The following is a 21,846-nucleotide window of genomic DNA, read 5'->3' as shown; positions in this document are numbered from 1 at the left end:
CTTATTATTGTGATGACAGTTTAACGATGATATACTTAGTAAAAATAGGGAGGGAAGTTATGAAACTAATTATTGAACATCTACAAAAGAATTTTGAAGATAAAAAAGTTTTAGAAGATATCAGTTTTTGCTTTGAGAAAGGAAAAATCTATGGTTTATTAGGTCGTAATGGAGCTGGCAAAACAACTTTGTTTAATTGTTTGAACCAAGATTTAGAAATAGATAAAGGCGATTTTTATCTTGAAGATAATGGCCGTAAGCCATTAACGATGAGTGATATTGGTTATGTTTTATCAACTCCAACAGTACCGGAATTTCTAACGGCACGAGAATTTTTAAAGTTTTTTATTGAGATCAATATTAAGAATATAAAAAATTTAAAAACTATTGATCAATATTTTGATATGGTTAATTTATTGGAAGAAGATCGTGATCGTTTATTAAAAGATTTTTCACACGGAATGAAAAATAAGATGCAGATGTTGATTCAGTTCATTGCACACCCTGATGTTCTATTGTTAGATGAGCCGTTAACATCATTAGATGTTGTTGTTGCAGATGAGATGAAAAAGCTTTTAAAAAGTATAAAAAAAGAGCATATTATTATTTTTTCAACTCATATAATGGAGTTGGCAGTTGATTTATGTGACGAGATAGTTATCCTTAATAAAGGACAATTATCATTAATTAATAAAGAGGATCTGGATGATGATGCTTTTCAAGAAAAGATAATCAAGATTTTAAAGGATGAAGATCATGCTTGATACCTTTCTAATTTCATTTCGTTTGAAAAATACTTATCGTGTTAATAGCATTATTTATATGTTTAAACAAATTCCAATTATTAGAAGAGTGTTACCTATGTCACTTTATAAAAATCAAAGTCTAAAAATATTTGTTACTATCTTAAATACTATTTGGGAAATTATATCAGTTTTTTTAGGAAAAATAATATATTTTGCAATTATGCTCATAATACCTTTGAATTTTATGAATGTATTTAACTTTCGTGCAATGTTACAATTATTATTTTTTCTAAGTTTAGGCGGAGCATTTTTTAATACAGGAATGTTTGATCCCTCGAAAGATAAATATTATGCAGTTATTTTAATGAAAATGGATGGACGAGAGTTTGTACTATCACAATACTTATATACTCTGTTCCGACATTATGTTGGATATATGACAGCATTCATGATTTTATCTTTTACATTACAATACCCTTTTTGGTTAAGTTATATATTACCGTTATTTATTATTGGTTTAAAGCTAATGGCTGTTAGTGCTTATCTTAAAGATTTTAAAAGGAATCGAAAGGTACGAAGTGAAAATAATAATTCACCAGCAATAATTGGATTTAGTATCGGATGTTTATTAGTGGGTTATGCACTTATTTTTTCTAATCTGATTATTCCGATTAAGATGATGCTGATTGTTTTAATAATCCTTAGTATATTAGCGGTTATTTTGATGAGTTATGTATTAAAGTATGATGATTATCATCAGCTTAGTCATAAATTATTAAAAAATATCGATTCGTTATTAAATACAGATACTCAAGATATTATTAATGATTCATATCATAAAATGATTACTTTAGAAGCTGATACTAAAAGTAATAAAACTGGTTTTGAGTATTTTAATGAATTATTTATGCAAAGACATAAGAAAATTTTATGGAAAACAGCTAAACGACAAACTTATATGATTGCATTTATAATAGTTGTGATAATTGGTATCTTATTTTATGATGTTGAAACTCAAAAAGATGCAAATAATGCTATGACAAGTATTTTACCTTTTTTTGTTTTTATTATGTATTTATTAAATACTGCTAAAAATATTACACAAGCAATGTTTGTAAACTGCGATCATTCAATGTTGACTTATTCTTTTTATCGAATTCCTAAAAATATTTTAATATTATTTAAAATTCGTTTAAGAGAAATAGTTAAAATCAATTTATTGCCAGCAGTTGTTTTAGCATTAGGATATATGGCTATTTTATTTATTTGTGGAGGAATTGATCAAGCATTTCTGGCATTTATATCTTTTATCTCAATAATTTCAATGAGCATATTTTTTTCAACACACTATTTAATCTTATATTATTTATTGCAGCCATATAATGCGCATACTGAAGTAAAAAGTCCTATTTATTCAACAATTATTTCATTGACCTATATTATTTGTTATGCTTTTACTAAACTTGAGTTACCAATTCTTTCCTTTGGAATTGTTTGTATTCTATTTTGTATTGGCTATTGTGTCATTGCTTGTATTTTAGTACTTAAGTGGGCTGGGAATACTTTTAAGATTCGAAATTAAATTAACTAAATTGAAAGTTTAGTTTGATGATGATATTATTTATTTATAGATATAAGTAGATAGGAGGGCTAAAAATGGGATGTTGTAGAAGAAATTTTAATACTGATGAATTTAAAGCATGGCTATCCACTTTACACGAAGAACAGCCGGGAACTGAATTTTGTATCAAAGAGGATGATCAAAAAGAGACATATAATTATCTTAAAGATAATCTTTTTGGACAAATTGTCGTATGGAATAATTCGGTTGTAGAAGAAATCATCACTGATTGTACAAATAATGAACAAATTTTTTATCTTCATTATGAGATGGAAGATCGTAATCAGATTAAAGAATTAATCAAAAGTTTTAAGCGAAGAATGTTTTGTGTTTGCCAGAAAGAGTATGAAGTGAGTGAAGATGATGGTGAACGAAATATTTTACTGTGTTGTTCTAGTGGGTTAACAACAGCAATGTTTGCTCAAATGTTACAAGATTTTAGTAATAATAATCATTTACCATACCATTTTTCAGCCACTAGTATCTATGATGATGATACGCTATCGAAAGAATATGATTTAGTGTTGATGGCACCACAAGTTCAACACTATACTAAAAGTATGGCAGCGAAGTATCACAAACGTTTTTTAATAATGAATCCTGTTGATTTTGCACAATATAATTGTAATAATATTGTTTCTCGTGTGCAGGAAGTATTTTTATAAAGACTAAATTTTGAATATTTATGACTCACTGTATATTATAGTGAGTTTCTTTAATATTAAAGTCGTATTTGTTATTAATTATTAATCGTTTAGATTATCAATTGAGCAATGATGGCATGGTTAAGAAGATAGGCTATAAAGGCAAAAAAATTAGTTAGAAAAGATGTATTAATTTAATTTTTAACTTAATTATTATATAATATAGGTAATGGATTATTTAATGTTTGATAAAAGGAGGTAGGAATAATAATGGAATTAATGATTTCACGGATTTTAAAATATTTAAATGGGTGTTTAGATGATGATCATATGTATAGGATTGGTAATTTTATAATTAAAAATTATACATTGATAGAAAATCATACTATGGTATCATTTATTGATGCAGCAAAATGCAGTCAAGAAGAACTCTTGGACTTTTGTCAACATTTTGGAATACATAGTTTTGATGAATTTAAAGAACGTCTTTTAGCCGATCATCAGGGACGTCTTGAACAAATTCATGCGCGGATGTTAAACACTGATATAAATGATTTCCTTGAGCATGTAAATACTGATTATTCTAAGGAAGAATTTATACAGTGGATTGATGAACTTTGTGAATTGATTTTTAATAAGCAGAGAATTGTTATTCTTGGAGCGCTATATCCAAGTAGTGTAGCAGTTGATTTCCAGACAGATTTAATTTCATTGGGAAAAGAAGTTGTTGAGTATCATCATTTTGATTTGAATTTTGAGTTTAGTGATGACGATGTTGTCTTCTTTATTACAGCAACTGGTAGAATGATGGAAAGAAATGTAAAAAAATTAAAGCCACAAAATATTTGTGATGCTTATTTGGTTCTAATTACACAAAATCTGGCATATCGTGATTATGAGAATGTTTGTGCTGATTATTTTGCGCATGTTCTTGGTAAATTTGATGGTTTGCAATTTAATTATCAAATTATGATGATTTTTGATATTTTGCGGATTCGTTATTATCAAAAATATTATCAATAAAGATTATATCATTAAGATATGATCTTTTTTTATAAAATAAATTAAATTGGAATGACAATAGTATTTTTAATATATGTTAAAGAAAAAATATTATTTCTTTAACTTTATAACGACTCTAAGTGGTATAATTATAGAAATATATAGTATTAATGATTTAGGATTAATTTATTTGGATTCTTTTTTCTTTTAATTAACTTTAGTAATTATGTTGATATAAACTTTTTATTGAAAATATTTTTGTTAATCTTCAGTTTATTTAAGAGGAGTAGAATTTACTTATTATTGAAAAAGGAGAAAATCATATGCTTCAAATACAGAAGATAACTAAGGAATATATTACTGGAGATTTACATCAAATAGCATTAAATGGTATTTCGTTAAATCTTCGTGATAATGAATTTGTTGCAATTCTTGGACCTAGTGGTTCTGGAAAAACAACACTTTTAAATATAATTGGCGGTTTAGATCGTTATGACAGTGGAGATTTAATTATTAATGGTATTTCAACAAAGCGATATAAAGATCGTGATTGGGATTCATATCGTAATCATACAATTGGCTTTGTTTTTCAAAGTTATAACCTAATTCCCCATCAAACAGTTTTAGCTAATGTTGAATTAGCATTAACAATTTCAGGAATTTCCAAGAATGAGCGACGTAAACGAGCAATTGATGCTTTAAAGGAAGTTGGACTCGGAGAACATCTTCATAAACGACCTAATCAGATGTCTGGGGGACAAATGCAGCGAGTCGCGATTGCTCGAGCATTAGTAAATGATCCGGATATACTTTTAGCAGATGAACCAACAGGGGCGCTTGATAGTGAAACCAGTGTTCAAGTAATGGAATTACTCAAAGAAGTTGCCCGGGATCGTTTGGTAGTTATGGTTACTCATAATCCTGAACTAGCCGAAGCTTATGCAACTAGAATTGTAGAATTACGAGATGGAATCATTCGCAGTGATTCTAATCCTTATGAAGTTAGTTCAGATAAACTAGAAGTTCCAAGACATGAAAATATGGGGAAATCATCAATGTCTTTTTTAACATCACTGTTGTTAAGTTTTAACAATCTTCGTACAAAAAAGGCACGAACGATTTTAACTTCATTTGCAGGTTCAATTGGAATTATTGGAATTGCCTTAATTCTTTCACTTTCAAATGGGGTTAATCAATATATACAGTCAATTGAAGAAGAAACTCTTTCAGAGTATCCATTACAGATTCAAAGTACAGGTTTTGATATAACGTCAATGATGACTGATACACAGCCTAATCAGAATAATGAGGAAAAAGATGATACTAAAATACATGTATCACAAATGATTACAAATATGTTCTCGAAAATAGGTTCTAATGATTTGACTTCATTAAAGAAGTATCTTGATAGTGGAAAAAGTAATATCAAAGAGAATACTAATTCAATTGAATATACTTATAATGTTGCGCCACAAATTTACAGTACTAATACTGATTTAATTCGTCAAGTAAATCCTGATAAGTCATTTTCATCATTAGGACTAGGCTCATCAGCCAATTCAAATAGCCTAATGTCTTCGATGATGAGTACGGATGTATTTTATCAAATGCCAAGTAATACAAGCCTTTATGAAGATCAATATGATATTAAAGCTGGAAATTGGCCAAAGAATTATAATGAATGTGTTCTAGTGTTAACTAAAAATGGAAATATTAACGATTTTATGCTTTATACTTTAGGCTTACGTGATTATTCAGAACTTGATAAAATGATTGAACAGTTTTCAAAAGAAGAAACCGTTAATGTGCCTACAGATATTAAGTCATATTCTTATAAAGATATTTTAGGAATAGAGTTTAAACTTGTTAATGCCTCAGATTATTATCAATATGATAGTAAATATAATGTTTATAAAGATAAAACTGATGATGAAAATTATATGAAAAATCTGATTCAAAATGGCGAGAATATTAAAATCGTTGGAATTGTACAGCCTAAAGATTCTGCCAGCGCAACGATGTTACAATCTGGAATTGGATATCCTGCAGCGTTGACTAATCATGTAATTGAGCAGGCAGCTTCAAGTGAGATTGTTAATAAACAAATAAGTAATCCTAATATTGATGTTTTTACAGGAAAAGAATTCAGTGATAAAAATAGCAATCAATTAGATATGAACTCTTTATTTACTGTCGATGGAGAGATGATGAAGAAAGCTTTTTCATTTGATCAAAATAAACTTTCTTTTGATATGGGAGATTTAGATTTAAGTCAGATTAAACTGGATTCAGCTTCTTTACCGAGTATTAATATGGATAACATTTTTGCTAATATGAAAGTCGATATTCCTAAAGAGAATATTGAGAGTTTTACGCAGGCAGTTATGACACAGTTTCAACAATATTTAAAAGATAATGGATTAATCGATCCAACTAAAATGAATGAATACTTTATGGCATTTTTACAAACTGATCAGGCTCAAAAATTAATGCAGGATGAGATGATCAAACTTCTCCAGTCAAGTGGGGCAACTGAACAGTTTCAAGCTCAGTTGGAAAGGCAAATGCAAACAGTAATGACTCAATATACCGAAACGATCACTAAATCATTACAACAACAAATAAGTATACAAATAACTAAGCAAATGGGAAATCTTGCCAATAGTATGCAAGATGCGATAAAGATTGATACAAGTGTTTTTGCCCAAGCGATAAAAATGAATATGAATGAAGAAGAGCTCTCAGAATTAATGATGTCATTAATGACCACTGAGTCTTCTTCATATGAGGGGAATCTTAAAAATCTAGGATATGCTGATTTTGATAAGCCTAGTGCAATAAATATTTATCCTAAGGATTTTGAAACGAAACAGGAAGTAATCAATATTTTAGATAGTTATAATGAAAATATTAAAAAGATTGATGAGGATAAAGTAATTTCATATACTGATTATGTTGGGACATTAATGTCTTCAGTTACAGATATTATAAATGTGATTAGTTATGTATTAATTGCTTTTGTCGCTATTTCATTAGTAGTATCTTCTATTATGATAGGAGTTATCACTTATATTAGTGTTCTAGAGCGAAAAAAAGAAATTGGAATTTTAAGAGCGATTGGTGCTTCTAAGAAAAATATTTCACAAGTCTTTAATGCAGAAACTTTTATTATTGGATTACTAGCTGGAGTATTAGGAATAGGGATAACTTTGATTCTACTTATTCCGGGGAATGCATTAATTCATGAAATAGCTGGTAATACTAGTGTTAGTGCAACATTACCAATCATGGGAGCAATTATTCTAATTGTATTAAGTGTCTTGTTGACTTTGCTAGGTGGTTTGATTCCGTCTAAGAAAGCAGCATTAGAAGATCCTGTAACAGCTTTAAGAAGTGAATAGGATTTAAAAGAGTTTCCTTAACAAGAAACTCTTTTATTTTTGTATTTATTGAAAAGTATAATAATCAAGTGATAAAAAATATAAAAAAACAAAAATATTTATTAAATCAATATTTTTTAATCTCTATAATGATAATTGTCGATAGAATGAAATACGTATTTCAAAAAAATAAGGAGAATATATGGAAAAGTTAGAGAAATTATTGAATAGATTTATTGGACCAATCGCTAAGAAGATGAGTGAGAATGATACAATTCAGTCTGTAGCAGAGGGGTTTATGAGAACTGGGCCTGTCACTTTTGGAGTATGTATATTTGTTATTTTGGGGAATTTACCCTTTACTGGTTATTCGGATTGGTTAACAAACGTTGGTCTTAAAGTACATTTTGATGCTATTTCAAATGCTAGTTTAAATATTTTAGCTTTATATGTTTCATTTACAGTTGCTCATTCTTTTGCCAAAAGAAAAGGCGATAATGCTTTATCTTGTGGAATTTTATCATTATTAAGTTTCCTGATTATAATTCCTCAAACAGTAGCTGGAGTTGAAGGGGATATAACAGCTTTTGATATAACCTATTTAAGCGGTACAGGGATTTTAGTGGCTTTGATTTTTGCTATTATCGTAGGACATTTGTTTCATTATTTAGCTGGTAAAGGATTAAAATTTAAAATGCCAGAAGGGGTTCCACCAATGGTTAGTGAATCTTTTGAACCAATTTTTATATCAATGATCATAGTTACTTTTGCTTTCGTAGTTCGAGTTGGTTTTGGTTATACTCCATTTGGAAATTTCTTAAGTTTTTTCGATCAAACAATTGGAGCCTTCATTATTAAAATTGGATTATCATTACCGACAATCTTCTTATTATATTTTGTTGCTAATTTATTATGGTTCTTTGGAATTCATCCAAATACGGTATATAGTGCATTTGTACCATTACAAATGACACTAATTATGACAAATATTGCTGATGCTCAAGCAGGAAAACCATTAACTTATTTAACAATCACTTTAGTTTCACTGTTTGCATCTTTTGGCGGTAATGGTAATACACTTGGATTATGTTTATCGATGTTTACAGCGAGAAGTGAGAGATATAAGAAGATGCTAAAATTAGCTTTTATTCCTAATTTGTTTAATATCAATGAACCATTGATTTTTGGAATGCCAGTAATGTTGAATCCTGTTTTCTTTATTCCAATGGTTTTCTGTAATGTTGTAATGGGCTTTATTGGTTTGTTTGCAACCCAAATTTTTACATTTACATACAATCCGGCTATGTCATTATTACCATGGACAACTCCATTTTTTGTAAAAGCATTTTTAGCAGGAGGAATTTCATTATTGATCATGGTACTAATTTTATTGGTAGTAAATACTTTAATGTATTATCCATTTTTTAGAATTGCTGATAAGAAAGCCTACGAAGAAGAGCAATTAGCGAAAGTTGGTGGAAAAATTGAGTAAGTTAAGTAAAGATTTTTTATGGGGAGGTGCAATTGCTGCAAATCAGGCTGAAGGAGCATATGATGCCGATGGTAAGGGGTTATCTTTAATGGATATTGCGACTAGTGCCAGCAAAGATGTTTCACGACAGTTTACAGATGGGATTAAAAAAGGAATTTATTATCCTAATCATGAGGGGATAGATTTTTACCATAAATATAAAGAAGACTTAGCTTTATTTGAAGAAATGGGTTTCAAATGTTTTAGGACCTCAATCGCTTGGAGCCGTATTTTCCCTAATGGTGATGAAAAGCTTCCTAATGAATTAGGTTTAAAATATTATGATGATTTATTTGATGAGATGATTAAACGAGGAATGGAGCCGGTTGTAACTATTTCTCATTATGAAATGCCGTTATATTTAGCTAAGCAATATGGTGGCTGGGCTAATCGTAAGTTAATTGATTTTTATTTGAATTTTTGTGAAGTAATTTATAAACGATATAGTGGTAAAGTTAAATATTGGATGACTTTTAATGAAATTAATTCAGTTATTTTTATGCCGGAAGTCGCAGGAATTATTGGCCGTGAACAAGCAGATTTTAAACAACGAAGTTTTCAGGCTGCACATCACCAGTTTGTTGCTAGTGCGAAAGCTGTTAAATTGGGACATCAAATTGATTCAAAAAATATGATTGGATGCATGGTATTAACTTTGATCAAGTATCCTCTTACAGCAAAACCTGAAGATGTGCTATTAGCTGAAGAAAAAATGCGTTATGGAACATTTGCGTTTAGCGATATACAAGTTCGTGGACATTATCCTAATTATGTAAAAAAACTAATACAAAAAATAGATTTAAAAATTGAAGTAAAGCCGGATGATTTAAAAAGTTTGAAAGAAGGTTGTGTTGACTTTGTTGGATTTTCATATTATTCTTCATCGGCTGCATCAACGGATACTAATGTTGAAACAACAGCTGGAAATATAGTTTCCGGGGTTAAAAATCCATATTTACCGACTAGTGAATGGGGCTGGCAAATTGATGCCAAAGGATTACGATATATCTTAAATCGATTTTATGAGCGTTATGAAATCCCGTTATTTATTGTTGAAAATGGCCTCGGATATGATGACCAGGTGGATGAGAATGGCTATGTTGAAGATGATTATCGGATTACTTATTTAAAAGAACATATTAAAGAAATGAAAAGTGCTATTCTTGAAGATGGTGTTGACGTAATTGGCTATACACCCTGGGGATGTATTGATCTTGTCTCTGCAGGGACTGGAGAAATGAAAAAACGTTATGGTTTTATCTATGTTGATCGTGATGATCAGGGAAATGGAACATTAAAACGTAGTAAGAAAAAATCATTTGCCTGGTATAAGAAAGTTATTGCTACTGATGGAGAAGATTTATGAATATAGCAGTTTTTGATGTCGGTGGTACATTTATTAAACATTGCCTGATGATTGATGGTAAAATAACGCAAGCTGGCAAAATACCAACTCCTCAAGATAGTCAAGAAAGTTTCTTAAAAGCAATTAAAGCAGTTTTAGATAAAATGAGCAATATTGAAGGAATTGCCTTTTCGTTGCCAGGGGTCATCGATGTTTATCGGCAGTATATTTATGCGGGTGGGAGTCTAAGATATAACGATCACTGTGATTTGAAAGAATGGGAAAATTATTTTAATTTGCCTATTCAGGCTGAAAACGATGCTCGGTGTGCAGCCATTGCAGAACTTGAACAAGGAAATATGCAAGGCATTCAAAATGGTTTAGTACTTACTTTTGGAACTGGGGTAGGTGGTGGAATTATTATTAATGGTGATATTTTTAAAGGAAGTCATTTGATTAGCGGCGAAGTTAGTATGATTTTTGCACATAGAATCAGTGACGTAACTAATCATCATCTTTTTGGAGCATTGGGTAGTATTAAAAACCTAATTGATAAAATAGCAGCTGCTAAAGGTGTTAAAACGGATGATGGCAGATTGATCTTTGATTGGATCAAAACAGGTGATTTGATTAGCTGTGAGCTTTTTGATGACTATTGTGATGATGTGATTTGGCAGCTTCATAATATTCAATGTATCCTAGATCCACAACGCATTTGTATAGGGGGTGGAGTTAGTGAAAATCAAATTTTTATTGATGGAATTAAGACGGCAGTAAAACGATTTTATCAATCATTGCCTATTCCATTTCCTCAGCCAGAGATCGTTAAGTGCAAGTACTGTAATGATGCTAATATGGTAGGCGCTTATCTTCACTATTTAAGAAAAAACGATGAGAGATAAACTTTCATCGTTTAACTATTTTTATATTGAATAGGGCTTTTTCCAACAATTTGTTTAAAAACTTTATTAAAGTGACTTTGACTTGAGAATTGTAAAATATCAGCAATTTGAGCTAAAGAGTATTGAGAGTTTTTAATTAAAAATTGAGCTTCTTGGATTTTTTTATGATTAATGTATTGTTTAATTGATTGACCGGTTGTTTTTTTGAATTGGGTTGATAAGTAAGTAGTATTCATCTCTGTTACCTTGGCTAAATCTAATAAAGTAATATTCTTATGTAAATTATGAGAAATATAGTTTTTGCAAATTTTTACCCAATAGGGATTTTGAATATTTCGATAACGTTTAACTAATTGTGTAAAATCAATGATTGCGTCAGAAATAAGTTTGTGAAGTTGATTAATAGTATTAGACTGGTCGACTTTAACAATATACACATCACTTAACGAATAAGCTTTATCGACAGGAACACCGATACTGATTACTCCACGAGTAAATACCGCGATAGCTGCAACAACTTTATATTTAGCTGACTGAAGCTGATTTTTAGATAAATGACGTTCATCTTTGATTTGAAGCAGTTCAATCATTAAGATTCTAGCACTGGTACTATCCTCATTTTGAATATAATTTAGAATTTTTTGTTCATAAGTATAACTAAATTCATGCAAAGGTGTTTCGCGAATTTGAAAGATTTCTTTTTCAAGAGAATTTTCTTGTTTTAAAGGATTATCCTTAGAACCTTTAAAAGTAATTTTTAGTAATTTAGAATCAAGAATTTTACCAGTAATTATTTGATAAATAAAAATAAAATGATTTTTTGTTTCTACAGTAATGCTGGGGAGATTAAAGAAATCATCTAGCGTATACGATGAGATTACATGTTGAAATAACTCGTACTCAGCAGGTGAATCTTGGGTTGTTATTTTTCGATTAAAAATAGGTCCTACACAAATATAAGGAATTTCATCTAGCTTAGTACAAAAAAAGAAATATGTGGCATTTTGATGAAAGTGAATATATATTTCATGCTGTTTCATAATTGTAAAATTGAAAATTTGTTGAAAATAATTTATTTCTAATTTTAAAAATTTTTTTGGAGAAGCAATGATCTTTAAATCAGGAGAAATTAAAAATAGTGGAGTATTTAAATTTTGATAAATAGTGGGAAGTAGATTGATTAATTCTTGTTTCGTTTGAATCATAAAATCATCCTTTCAATATTATTGTATAATGATTTGTTTTTAGAAGATATAAAATTTTAAGAAAAGAGGATAAAAAATGTTTAAAAATAATTTTTTATGGGGTGGAGCTACTGCTGCTAACCAGTTTGAAGGTGGCTATAATTTAGGAGGACGTGGTCTTGCGACATCGGATACTAAAACAAATGGGTCAATGAATAAAAAACGAAAACATAGTTTTTTAGATTCTAATGGTAAGATTGTTTATTTACATGGTAGTGAAAAAATTCCCCAAGCTTATCAAAGTGTTATTGATGAGAAAATGTATTATCCAAGTCATAGAGCAGTGGATTTTTATCATCGTTATGAAGATGATATTGCTTTACTTGCTCAAATGGGTTTTAAGTGTTTTAGAATGTCAATATCATGGACACGTATTTATCCTAGGGGAAATGAAAGCTCACCTAATCAAGCAGGTCTAGATTTCTATGATCATATTTTTGACGAGTGTTTGAAATATGGAATAGAACCAATTGTTACTCTTAATCATTTTGATATGCCAATTTATTTGGCTGATCATCAAAATGGCTGGTTAAATCGGCAAACTGTTGAATATTTTATACAATATTGCAAAACTGTTTTTAAATATTATCGGGGCAAAGTAAAATATTGGATGACTTTTAATGAAATTAATTTGTTAAGGGGATATGATACATTGGGAGTACATGAAATGACCCCCGCTCGCTACTATCAAGCCTTACATCATATTTTCGTTGCTAGTGCAAAAGCAGTTATTTTAGGACATAAAATAGATTCAAATAATCAAATTGGGATGATGTTGGCAAATATTCTTACATATAGTAAAACTTGCAATCCTAGAGATGTTGCTTTAGAATTAGATGTTTCGCGTAAATTAAAATATTTTTACAGTGATGTTCAATGTCGAGGATATTATCCTTCTTATATTGTAAATTCTTTAAAACAGCAAGGGATAACGATTAACAGTTTAGAAGATGATGATAACCTTTTAAAAAATGGTTGTGTTGATTATATTGGTTTTAGCTATTATAATTCTGGAGTAGTAACAACTCGCAAGGATGCCGAAATGACATTAGGCAATGGTATTAAAATGGCAGCAAATCCTTACTTAAAAGAAAGTGAGTGGAAATGGCCAATTGACCCTATAGGATTAAGAATTTCCTTAAATTTATTATGGGATCGTTATCAAAAACCATTATTTATCGTTGAAAATGGTTTAGGTGCAAATGATCAAATTGCTGAAGATGGAAAAATCCATGATGAATATCGCATTGATTATTTAAGAGAACATATTATTGAAATGAAAAAAGCTGTAGATGAAGATGGAGTAGAATTAATTGGGTATACACCATGGGGATGTATTGATTTAGTTTCAGCGGGAACTGGAGAAATGAAAAAACGATATGGTTTTATTTATGTTGATATGGATGATAATGGTAAAGGAACATTAAAAAGAAGCTGCAAAGAGTCATTTTATTGGTATCAAAAAGTAATTAAAAGTAATGGCGAAAGCTTAAGCTAGCTTTAATTGTAAAAAATATGATATAATTTTTATACAAGTTTTTTGGGAGGATAATATATGTTGTTGAAACAAATGAAATATTTTATTAGTGTAGTCGAGTGTAATAGTTTTACAGAAGCAGCTGAACAATGTTATATATCTCAATCTGCAATTTCCCAACAAATTAAAGCATTAGAGCAGGAATTAGGTGTTGATTTGATCAAACGTAATAATCGACAATTTACCTTGACTCCTGCTGGTGAGTATTTTTATCGTCATGGAGTGGAGCTGGTAAGCGAAATAGATAATTTAAAGAGAGAAACTGTACGTCGCGGACAAGATCAGGAGTTATCTTTAAAGATAGGATATTTAAGATGTTATGGAGCTCAAGAATTACATCATGCAATCGCTAAATTTAGCAAAACATATTCCGAGGTATCACTATCAATTGTTAATGGAACTCATGAGGAGTTATATGATCTTTTACGCTCTGGACAAGTTGATTTGGTAATCAGTGATCAACGACGAGCATTTAATGATGATTATTACAATTATGAGTTATTGTATAGTGATTGTTATATTGAGATTTCAAGTCGGCATCCATTAAGTCAGCGGGATATTCTAACAATTACTGATTTAAAGAGAAATACCTGTATTTTAATTTCAACTAAAGAACAACAAGAGGTTGAAAAAGATTTTTATCAAAATACACTTGGTTTTGCTAATCAATTTTTATTTGCTGATACTTTAGAAGAGGGACGTTTAATGGTTGTAAGTAATCGAGGATTTATGCCAATTGAAGCAGTTGGAACATTACCACCACCTGCGACTGGAATTACACGAATTCCACTTTATCACCATCACAAGCCATTACAACGTAATTATTGTGCCTTTTGGCATAAGGAAAAGACTAATTATTATATTGAAGAATTTGCTGAATTACTACGTAATTTATTAAATAATGATTAAATATGGCTTATTATATTTTTAGAACTCTTTGGAGTTCTTTTTTCATATAAGTTTTACTTATGAGAATGATTAGCAATTAAAATTGTTATAGTTTTATTAATATTTTAAAATATAACTGTAAAAGAAAGGGTGAGTAAGATGAAAAAAAGTTTGATTGTATACTTTTCGCATCGGAAAGAAAATTATGTAGCAGGTGCTATTAAAGATTTAAAAATAGGGAATACGGAAGTGATTGCTAAAAAAGTTCAAGCCATAATAGGAGCAGAATTATTTGAAATTCATCCTCTTCATGAATATCCGTCTAAATATGATGAGTGTACAAAATTAGCTAAAGATGAATTAGAGACTAATGCAAGACCAAAAATAATAAATATTATTAGTCATTTTGAGGAATATGAAAATATTTATCTTGGCTATCCAAATTGGTGGTCAACGATGCCGATGTGTCTTTGGACTTTTTTAGAAAGTTACGATTTCACCAATAAACACATATATCCATTTTGTACTCATGAAGGAAGTGGGTTAGGTAAAAGTATTAGTGATTTAAATAAAATTTGTCCTAATGCAATAATTCATCAGGGATTGGATATTTTTGGTAGTCAAGTATTTGACAGTGACGAAAAAATATTTAAGTGGTTAAAGGAGAATTGAAATATGGCAATAACTAAAAATGCTCAAAACTATCATGAACGAATGTTTCCAGGCTATGAGTCAAAATTATTAAAAACAGATCCAGAATTTATTGAATTATTTGATAATTTCGCATTTGACGAAGTAGTTAATCAAAATGATTTAGATGATAAAACAAGTATGATTGCAATTTTAGCAATGCTTCTAGGCTGCCAAGGTATTGATGAATTTAAAGCGATGCTGACTGCTGCGTATAATTTTGGTGTAACACCAATTGAAATGAAAGAAATTATTTATCAAGCAACAGCTTATTTAGGGATTGGGAGAGTATTTCCTTTTTTACACGTAGTTAACGATTTTTGTACTAAAAATGGTATTACTTTACCTTTACAAGGACAATCTACGACTAATCAAAGCAATCGTTTAGAAAAAGGAATACAAGCACAGGTTGATATTTTTGGTCAGGATATGTGTGAATTTTATAAAAGTGGAACAGCAGATATAAAACACATCAATTATTGGTTAACAGATAATTGTTTTGGAGATTATTATACTAGAAAAGGCTTAGATTACAAACAGCGTGAAATGATTACATTTTGCTTTTTAGCAGCACAAGGAGGATGTGAGCCACAGTTGGTATCACATATTGAAGCAAATATTAGATTAGGGAACGATAGAGCTTTTTTAATAAAGGTGATTTCTAGAGGAATTCCTTTTCTTGGATATCCAAGAAGTTTAAATGCTTTACGTTGTATTAATGAAGTAATAAAATAATTTAAAAAGTATGTGGGATTCCATACAAATAATGAGGAGGTAGGAAAAGTGAATAAGGAAGTTATGATCGTAACCGGTGCTGGTCAGATTAGTATGGCTATTGCAAGAAGACTTGGATATGGTAAAAAAATTATTATTGGTGATAAAAATATTGATAATGCTAATAGGATTACAAAGATAATGAATGATGCTGGCTTTGATGTAATACCAGTTGAAATGGACTTATCATCTAGAAAGTCTATTTTAAAGATGATTAAGGTTGCTCAGAATTATGGGGAAATTAGTATGCTTGTTAATGGAGCAGGAGTTTCACCTAGTCAAGCATCGATTGAAACAATTTTAAAAGTTGATTTATATGGAACTGCAGTTTTATTAGAAGAAATAGGTAAAGTAATAAAAGACGGTGGAGTTGGGGTGACGATTTCAAGTCAGTCAGGTCATCGAATGCCAGCTTTAGGAGTTGAAATTGATGAAATGCTGGCTATTACAGAAACGAATAAATTATTGGACTTAGAAGTACTGCAGCCACATAATATTCAAGATACACTTCATGCGTATCAGCTTGCTAAACGCTGTAATGAAAAAAGAGTAATGGCTGAGGCAATTAAATGGGGACAAAAGGGTGCTCGGATAAATGCCATCTCACCTGGAATTATTGTAACTCCATTGGCTATTGATGAATTTAATGGTCCAAGAGGAGATTTTTATAAAAATATGTTTGCAAAGTGTCCAGCTGGGCGGCCTGGAACGGCTGATGAAGTTGCAAATGTAGCAGAACTATTGATGGGACCCCAAGGAGCATTTATTACAGGTGCAGATTTTTTAATTGACGGTGGGGCTACTGCTGCATATTTTTATGGACCACTAAAACCAAAAAATAAAAGTTAATTTAAGGAGAAAAGTATGGAATATGTAAATTTAGGAAAAACAGGATTAAAAGTTTCTAAAATATGTTTAGGATGTATGGGATTTGGTGAATTAGATCGTGGGGGAATCCCTGGAAAAACTGCAGAAAAAGAAGCTCGAGAAATTATTAAATATGCGCTAGAACATGGTATTAACTTTTTTGACACAGCTAATTATTATAGTCTTGGTGCGAGCGAAGAAATTCTTGGACAAGCATTAAAAGATTATGCTAATCGAGAAGATGTTGTAATTGCAACTAAATTGTATTACCCAATGTTTGATGGTGTTAATGCAAAAGGATTATCACGCAAAGCTGTTTTTACAGAAGTTGAAAATTCGCTAAAGAGATTACAGACGGATTATATCGATCTGTATATTATTCATCGCTGGGATTATACTACTCCGATCGAAGAAACAATGGAAGCGTTGAATGATTTAGTAAGAATGGGGAAAATTCGTTATATTGGAGCTAGTGCGATGTATGCTTGGCAGTTTGTGAAAGCTAATAGTATTGCAGAAAAGAATGGATGGGCAAAATTTATTAGTATGCAGAATATGTATAATTTAGTGTATCGTGAAGAAGAAAAAGAAATGATTCCAATGTGTCAATACGAAAATATTGCTCTTACACCATTTTCACCACTTGCTCACGGTGTCTTTAATAAGGCGGTTGATACTCCGCGGACAGATGGCTGTGGTAAACTGCAAAATGATTATCAATTAGCTCATGATTGCGAAATCATTAAAAGAGTTTATGAATTAGCTAAAAAATATCAAAAACCAACTAGTCAAATTGCTTTAGCATGGGTTTTAAGTAAGCCATATATTACATCGCCGTTAGTAGGTAGCTCTAAAATTAACTATTTAGAAGATGCTTTACAAGCACTAGATATCGTCCTGACTCCAGATGAGATAGCATATTTGGAAGAACCATATGTGCCACACAATCAATATGGTTTTAGATAATTAATAGAAATAAAAGATTATGAACTTATCCATAATCTTTTATTTTAGACTTAATAAACCCCTTGACTTAAAGTAAAGTTGAAGGGCTATGATAATAAAAAGAAAATTAATAAAAAATGAAAGAGGAAGCCTATATGAAAAAGATAGTCGTTATATCATCAAGTCCTAGAAAAAATGGTAATAGTGAAATTTTAGCTGATCAATTTATCAAAGGTGCGACGAGCGTGGGACACAAAGTAATAAAAATCAATTTAGCAAATTATAGAATTGCTCCATGCCTAGCTTGTGAATACTGTCGAGGACATCACAATAGGTGTGTTTTAAAAGATGATGCGAATAAGGTAATTGAGGAAATTGTTAATGCTGATGTATTTGTAATGGCAACACCAGTTTATTTTTATAGTTTGAGTGCACAGCTTAAAATTTTAATTGATCGTATGTTTGCACGTGAATATGAAATCAGAAATAGCCCTAAACGAAAAACAGCTTATTTAATTTTAACAAGTGGAAGTACTGATCGTGAACAAATGCACGGAACAATTGAAAGCTTTAGAGGGTTTATTAAGGTGCTCAAAAAGGTGGATGAAGGAGGAATTATTTATGGTTTAGGAGCATTTAATAAAGGTGATGCTTACACACACCCAAGTTATGATGAAGCTTATCAAATGGGTTCAACAATATAATTAATTAGATTTCTTATCAGGAGGAATAAAATGGAAAATTATTATAACTATTTTGTAAATAAAGGAAATCATCCAAATAAACTAGATATTTTAAAAGAAGAACATAAATATATTTTTGAATATTTTAATCTCCAGACTGCTGCTTTGATTATGGATAAAATAATTGATGAAGCTAAATATTATAATCGACCATTTGCTGCAAGAATAGTTTATAACAATAAAATAATCAGGCAATGTTTTGTTAATAGTTATAATGAAGAAAGTATTAAATGGTTAGGCCGTAAAGAGCGGGTATGTCTTGAAACAAAACATTCCTCGTATTTTATTTTTCTTGATAATATAGATACCCATAATTATAATCAAATGATTTTTGATGAAGAATATGGTCTTTGTGGGGGAAGTTTTCCTATATTTATAAAAGGAGTACCAGCAGGGGCAATTACTGTTACTGGATTAAGACCTCATGAAGATCACCAAGTCATTGTAAAAGCATTGGAAAAGTTATTTTAATCAGTCATTCATTAGGGTCAATTATGATATTTTTAAGAATTAAGAATAAGATGGATATAGTTTTTGATGCCAATTGATCTAAAAAATAGATAATGTTTATTTAAGGTGAAAACAATTATTATAGCTACAGTTTTAGGAATGATCATTAATGACTATTTTTTACCAAAACCAATTCTTAATTTTATATTGATTGGAATGATACTTTCAGCTGTTTTTGCAAATATGTTTAGTGAGTCTGAATTATCTTCACTAATGCATGAGTTTAATCCAATATTATGAATTGCACGATTAGGGGTAACTTTGATTATGTGTCCTGCTACAGTCATTAAATATCTTGGTTTTACACTATTACCGCATTCTTGAGTATCTTTAGTATTTACTGGAATTGCTGTTTCAACTCCAGCTGCTTAGATTATTCAAAGAACGATTGCTACTGCCGCAGTGATTAATGAATTGATTGGTGTAATATTTGCAAAAAAAGGTTTTGAATGGGCCGGAGAATTAACATATAAAAAGGTTTAGGCATATTCTAAGAATACGCCTTTGAAATTTTTTGAATCAGTTAATGCTTTGCTATTAAGAGTTTAAAATAGTTAGATATTCTTTCATGTGTCTTTAAAAAATATAATTGGGAAATACGTTTCATTAAGAATAGAATAAAGGTTGTTCTTAATAATATCAAGAATAATTTTTAAATCATTATCAGCTAAATTTATGTTATGATTAGTATATATTTTTTAAAGACTGTAGGAGATAGATTTTGTGATCAATAATTTATAAGTTTCCAATTTGGCATAAGCATTCCTCTACTTTTTTATAAAATGCTTATCTTAACTGTATATTTATACTATACTGTTAAGAAAATAAAACAACAATATTCAATATCTTTAGATTTATTTAATCATAGATAAATTTGTAATCATTGTATAAAATTGGGAGGAATAATTATGCCAATAAAATATAGAAATACCCTAAGATCTAAAGCTTTGAACAAAGAGGTGCTTATTGAATTATTGAAGAAGAAACCTACACGTAAGATTATAGTCACTGATAATATTAAAAGTGCTAGTATTAGTCGTAGGACTTTTTATGCACATTATTAAGATACAATAGATTTGTCGGAAAGCTTTCAAAAAGAATTTTTGGCTCAACCAAGCAGCTTTACTGAAAAAATAAAGGACGAGGATTAAATGATAAAATAGATCTATTACTCAATGAGGTAATAAGTATCTTAAAAAAGATTATGAAACATATAAGATTTTAGTGAATCAAGATTTTTCATTTTCTTTTTATCAAGATATTAAGAAAGTTATTATTTTACAATTATTAAAAGAGTATTCATGTAGTCAAGAAGTTCGACAAACTTTAAATATTTTTATTTTAGGGCTTGTTGTGTTATTGAGAGAATGGTTAGAAAATCCTGATCTTGAATCGATGGAGGAATATGGGAAAAACTTTTCTTGTCCTCATAAAACTATTTTTAGTAGTAAATCTAGTATAATTTAGATATTTTCATAGTTAATTATGATAATTCAGACATAAATTTTTTTATTTAGAAAAAAAGTTAAATACATTTTAATTAATAGTATAATCGTATTAATTATAAAAATATTGGAGGGTATTATGACAAAGAAAATTATTTTTTTTGATGTTGATGGAACTTTAGTAGATGTTCGACCATCACAAGAATATATTCCTGCTTCGACCGTTAAGGCTGTCCAAGCGACAAGAGCTAAAGGAAATTTATGTTTTTTGTGTACGGGAAGAAGTAAAGCTGAGATTTTTGATCATATCATGGATGTTGGTTTTGATGGAATTATTGGAGCTGGTGGTGGTTTCGTTGAAATTGGAGATCGAATGTTATATCACAAACAAGTTTCTCGCACAGCAATCAACCATGTTGTTGATTATTTTGAGGCTAATGAATTTGATTATTACATTGAAAGTAATGGTGGATTATATGCAAGTAAGAATTTAATTCCACGATTAGAAAGAATAATGTATGGGGATTTGGAAAATGATCCAGTTGCACGTAGAACTAAAGCTGAAACTCCTAATCATTTTATTGGATCATTAAAAGAAGGTTATGATCTTCATCGTGATGATGTTAATAAGATTTGTTTTTTGGAAAAAGATAATTTCCCTTTTGAAAAAATAAAAAAAGAATTTGAGCAAGAGTTTAATGTAATTCATTGCACTGTTCCTATTTTTGGTGATAACAGTGGAGAGTTATCGGTTCCTGGAGTTAACAAAGCTTCAGCTATTAATGCTTTGATTGATGAGTTAGGTATCCCTAAAGAAAATACATATGCTTTTGGTGACGGATTAAATGATGCAGATATGCTGGAATTTTGTCAATATGGGATTGCGGTAGGTAATGCTAAAGAGGCATTAAAAGAAATTGCTGATGAAGTGACAGACGATATTAAAGATGATGGTATTTATAATTCAATGAAAAAATATGGTTTAATTGACTAAAAAGTCCTACGTTATGTAGGATTTTTATTTTAAAGACT

Annotated in this window: 20 protein-coding genes; 19 read left to right on the top strand and 1 reads right to left on the bottom strand. The window is 30.0% G+C overall.

The window, feature by feature from the left end; translation table 11 throughout:
* The first annotated feature begins 59 nt into the window (after positions 1-59).
* The 8 genes from EYR00_RS08635 to EYR00_RS08600 all read left to right on the top strand — a co-directional run bounded on the left by EYR00_RS08635 (position 60) and on the right by EYR00_RS08600 (position 11,171).
* Positions 60-764, top strand: coding sequence for an ABC transporter ATP-binding protein (locus tag EYR00_RS08635; protein ID WP_008791541.1), 705 nt, complete (start codon positions 60-62; stop codon positions 762-764).
* The gene (locus EYR00_RS08630) at positions 757-2,328 is read left to right on the top strand and encodes a hypothetical protein (RefSeq protein ID WP_009300204.1); all 1,572 of its coding nucleotides are present in this window, start codon (positions 757-759) and stop codon (positions 2,326-2,328) included. The genes EYR00_RS08635 and EYR00_RS08630 overlap by 8 nt, the downstream gene beginning before the upstream one ends.
* Before the next feature lie 74 nt (positions 2,329-2,402).
* The gene (locus EYR00_RS08625) at positions 2,403-3,032 is read left to right on the top strand and encodes a PTS sugar transporter subunit IIB (RefSeq protein ID WP_003537519.1); all 630 of its coding nucleotides are present in this window, start codon (positions 2,403-2,405) and stop codon (positions 3,030-3,032) included.
* A 249-nt stretch (positions 3,033-3,281) separates the two neighbouring features.
* On the top strand, positions 3,282-4,034 hold the full coding sequence (locus EYR00_RS08620) for a MurR/RpiR family transcriptional regulator (protein WP_003537520.1): 753 nt from the start codon (positions 3,282-3,284) through the stop codon (positions 4,032-4,034).
* 302 nt (positions 4,035-4,336) lie between these two features.
* Positions 4,337-7,414, top strand: coding sequence for an ABC transporter ATP-binding protein/permease (locus EYR00_RS08615; RefSeq protein ID WP_003537521.1), 3,078 nt, complete (start codon positions 4,337-4,339; stop codon positions 7,412-7,414).
* Between the two features lie 181 nt (positions 7,415-7,595).
* On the top strand, positions 7,596-8,885 hold the full coding sequence (locus EYR00_RS08610; RefSeq protein WP_003537522.1) for a PTS sugar transporter subunit IIC: 1,290 nt from the start codon (positions 7,596-7,598) through the stop codon (positions 8,883-8,885).
* Positions 8,878-10,290 carry a 6-phospho-beta-glucosidase gene (locus tag EYR00_RS08605; RefSeq protein ID WP_008791544.1) on the top strand — a complete coding sequence of 471 codons (1,413 nt, stop codon included), beginning with the start codon at positions 8,878-8,880 and terminating at the stop codon, positions 10,288-10,290. The genes EYR00_RS08610 and EYR00_RS08605 overlap by 8 nt, the downstream gene beginning before the upstream one ends.
* The gene (locus tag EYR00_RS08600) at positions 10,287-11,171 is read left to right on the top strand and encodes an ROK family protein (RefSeq protein ID WP_003537524.1); all 885 of its coding nucleotides are present in this window, start codon (positions 10,287-10,289) and stop codon (positions 11,169-11,171) included. Before EYR00_RS08605 ends, EYR00_RS08600 begins: the two co-directional genes overlap by 4 nt.
* Before the next feature lie 11 nt (positions 11,172-11,182).
* On the opposite strand, the gene EYR00_RS08595 is transcribed toward EYR00_RS08600, so the two are convergent.
* Positions 11,183-12,376 carry an AraC family transcriptional regulator gene (locus EYR00_RS08595; RefSeq protein WP_003537525.1) on the bottom strand — a complete coding sequence of 398 codons (1,194 nt, stop codon included), beginning with the start codon at positions 12,374-12,376 and terminating at the stop codon, positions 11,183-11,185.
* 76 nt (positions 12,377-12,452) lie between these two features.
* On the opposite strand from EYR00_RS08595, the gene EYR00_RS08590 reads away from it, so the two are divergent.
* The 11 genes from EYR00_RS08590 (at position 12,453) to EYR00_RS08540 (ending at position 21,808) form a co-directional block, all read left to right on the top strand.
* Positions 12,453-13,913, top strand: coding sequence for a glycoside hydrolase family 1 protein (locus EYR00_RS08590; RefSeq protein ID WP_003537526.1), 1,461 nt, complete (start codon positions 12,453-12,455; stop codon positions 13,911-13,913).
* Positions 13,914-13,970: 57 nt separating this feature from the next.
* Positions 13,971-14,861, top strand: a complete 891-nt coding sequence (locus tag EYR00_RS08585) for a LysR family transcriptional regulator (RefSeq protein WP_003537527.1) — start codon at positions 13,971-13,973, stop codon at positions 14,859-14,861.
* 138 nt (positions 14,862-14,999) lie between these two features.
* Positions 15,000-15,512 carry a flavodoxin gene (locus EYR00_RS08580; protein ID WP_003537528.1) on the top strand — a complete coding sequence of 171 codons (513 nt, stop codon included), beginning with the start codon at positions 15,000-15,002 and terminating at the stop codon, positions 15,510-15,512.
* Positions 15,513-15,515: 3 nt separating this feature from the next.
* Complete coding sequence (locus EYR00_RS08575) at positions 15,516-16,265, top strand: carboxymuconolactone decarboxylase family protein (RefSeq protein WP_003537529.1); 750 nt, start codon at positions 15,516-15,518, stop codon at positions 16,263-16,265.
* Between the two features lie 48 nt (positions 16,266-16,313).
* Positions 16,314-17,153, top strand: coding sequence for an SDR family oxidoreductase (locus EYR00_RS08570; protein ID WP_009300219.1), 840 nt, complete (start codon positions 16,314-16,316; stop codon positions 17,151-17,153).
* A 15-nt stretch (positions 17,154-17,168) separates the two neighbouring features.
* Entirely contained in the window at positions 17,169-18,137 is a 969-nt protein-coding gene (locus tag EYR00_RS08565) for an aldo/keto reductase (RefSeq protein ID WP_003537531.1), read from the top strand.
* Between the two features lie 134 nt (positions 18,138-18,271).
* Positions 18,272-18,820, top strand: coding sequence for a flavodoxin family protein (locus EYR00_RS08560; protein ID WP_008791548.1), 549 nt, complete (start codon positions 18,272-18,274; stop codon positions 18,818-18,820).
* Between the two features lie 30 nt (positions 18,821-18,850).
* Positions 18,851-19,330 (top strand): heme-binding protein, encoded by a 480-nt coding sequence (locus EYR00_RS08555; RefSeq protein WP_003537535.1) that lies wholly within the window; start codon positions 18,851-18,853, stop codon positions 19,328-19,330.
* Positions 19,331-19,435: 105 nt separating this feature from the next.
* Entirely contained in the window at positions 19,436-19,609 is a 174-nt protein-coding gene (locus EYR00_RS08550; protein WP_009010026.1) for a hypothetical protein, read from the top strand.
* A gap of 984 nt (positions 19,610-20,593) precedes the next feature.
* The gene (locus EYR00_RS08545) at positions 20,594-20,836 is read left to right on the top strand and encodes a hypothetical protein (RefSeq protein ID WP_003537537.1); all 243 of its coding nucleotides are present in this window, start codon (positions 20,594-20,596) and stop codon (positions 20,834-20,836) included.
* Between the two features lie 117 nt (positions 20,837-20,953).
* Positions 20,954-21,808, top strand: coding sequence for a Cof-type HAD-IIB family hydrolase (locus tag EYR00_RS08540; RefSeq protein ID WP_003537538.1), 855 nt, complete (start codon positions 20,954-20,956; stop codon positions 21,806-21,808).
* Positions 21,809-21,846: the final 38 nt, after the last annotated feature.

The sequence above is a fragment of the Thomasclavelia ramosa DSM 1402 genome, assembly GCF_014131695.1.
GTDB lineage: Bacteria > Bacillota_I > Bacilli_A > Erysipelotrichales > Coprobacillaceae > Thomasclavelia > Thomasclavelia ramosa.
The sequence above is the reverse complement of the archived record's forward strand: the minus strand, read 5'-3'. Positions and strand labels throughout refer to the sequence as shown.